The 1,875-nt window shown below is 65.0% G+C and carries 1 protein-coding gene; it reads right to left on the minus strand.

The genetic code is table 11. From position 1 onward, the window contains the following. Positions 1–115: 115 nt before the first annotated feature. Positions 116–1,875 (minus strand): ABC transporter substrate-binding protein (locus K2Z83_RS28270; protein WP_220598513.1); only part of this gene is annotated, 1,760 nt, incomplete at its 5' end.

Consider the following 1,875-nt stretch of genomic DNA (forward strand, 5'->3'; position numbering starts at 1 on the left):
GTCGGCGCGACTTCCAGTCGCCAGCCGTGGGGCGCTCAGGACGTTGCAACCGCTCTGACTGTGACGAAGACGCGCTGCGTGGCACCAGGGTGCCACGCAGCGCGTCAGGCGGGAGCTACTGGGCGGGCTTGAGCTGGGTGATCACCAGCATGCCGGTGTGGGCCCAGAAGGCACCGTTCTCGCCGAGGGACGGGTTGGCCGCCGTCGGCCAGTTGGTCCAGTAGGTCTGGTTGTAGGGGATGCGGTGCAGCCACTGGATGATCGGGATGTCGATCGTATCGCGCCAGTAGATGCCCAGGGCCTGGGTCGCGGCGTCGATGAATGCCGGGTCATCAGACGAGAGCGGGGCCATGGTGTCGAGCAGCGCCTGGTACTCGGGGTTGCTGTAGCGGGCGAAGCTGTTGTTGCCGGCGGTGGTGCCGACCGGCTGGGCGAAGCGGCTGGAGTAGAGGTCCAGCGCCGCGTAGGGGTCAACGAGGCTGGCGCCGTGGCCGAACATGTACATGCCGGGCTTGCCGTCGGCCATGTTCTGGTAGGCGTCGGTGCCGAAGTTGATATTGGCGTCGAAGCCGCCGTTGCGCAGCATCTCAACCAGGATCGGCACGATATCGCTATGGATACCCTCGAAGCCGTTAATCGTACAGTTGACCGTCTCGCCGTCCTTCTCCCAGAGGTCATCGCCGTTCTTGGTGAAGCCGGCGGCCGTCATCAGCTCCGCGCTCTTGTCAAGGTTGAACTCGCGCGGGTTGTACTGGGCCTCAAGCGCCTTGACCCCGGGGCTGTCGGCGAAGGCCTGCAGGGCCGGGTAGAGCGGGAAGGGGTAGATCGTCGAGACCTGGGCACCGTCGTAGACGATCTCGTCGATCGTGTCGCGGTCGATGGTCAGGCTCATCGCCTTGCGCACATTCGGGTCGCTGTAGGGCGCCAGCTGGGTGTTCACCCACAGCGAGTTCGGCCACCAGTCGCGGTAGCCATAGGGCGGCTCGTTGCCGGTGTGCGAGGTGATCTTCGGGTTCTGGTCGAGGATCTGCTTGGCGACCGAGGAGCGCACGTCGAGGATGGCGTCGAACTCGTTGTTCACGATGCGCTGGACGACGATGTCCATGTTCTGGCCGACCTGGCCGCCGATGTTGACCATGACGATGCGCTTGACGGCAGGCAGCTCGGAGCGGCCGGCCGTGATCGCCCACCAGTCCGGGCGCAGGTCGTAGATCTTCTGGTTCTTGTCCCACTGCACCAGGGTGTAGGGGCCGGAGTGGGCCATGTCGAGGCCGCCGGAGAAGGCGTTCACATCGGCCTGGGCCTCAAGCACGTGGGCCGGCACGATCGGAATGCCCGTGTCGAACTTCAGGGTCAGCACCTCGAACTTGAAGCGCGGCGCCGGGATCTTGAAGGTGACGACCACCGTCTGATCATCGGCCGCCGTGACATCCTGCACAAACTGGACGAACTGCGTGTGGTAGGGCAGCTTTTCGTTGTTCAGCTGGCCCTCGAAGGTGTAGACCACATCCTTCGATGTCACCGCGACGCCGTCGCTCCACTTGGCGTCCTTGTTGAGCTTAATCGTCAGCTCGGTGAAGTCGTCCTTGGTGTACTCCATGCTGTCGGCCAGCCAGGGAATATCTTGACCAGTGAAGATGCCGTAGTAGTAGAGTGGCTCCCACAGCATATTGTTGCCTTCCTGGTGGGTGTAGCCAGGAATGGCCCAGGGGTTCGTCACGCCGATCGGGGAGGTGATGCTCCAGCCGAGGTTGACGGTCTGGTTGCGCGGCACATCCGCGAGCGGGCCGGCGGAGAGGGCGGCCTCCTCGGTGGGGGCCTCGGTGGCGGCGGCCGGGGCCTCGGTGGCGGCGGCGGCCGGGGCCTCGGTGGCGG

Source organism: Oscillochloris sp. ZM17-4 (assembly GCF_019599295.1).
Taxonomy (GTDB): domain Bacteria; phylum Chloroflexota; class Chloroflexia; order Chloroflexales; family Chloroflexaceae; genus Oscillochloris.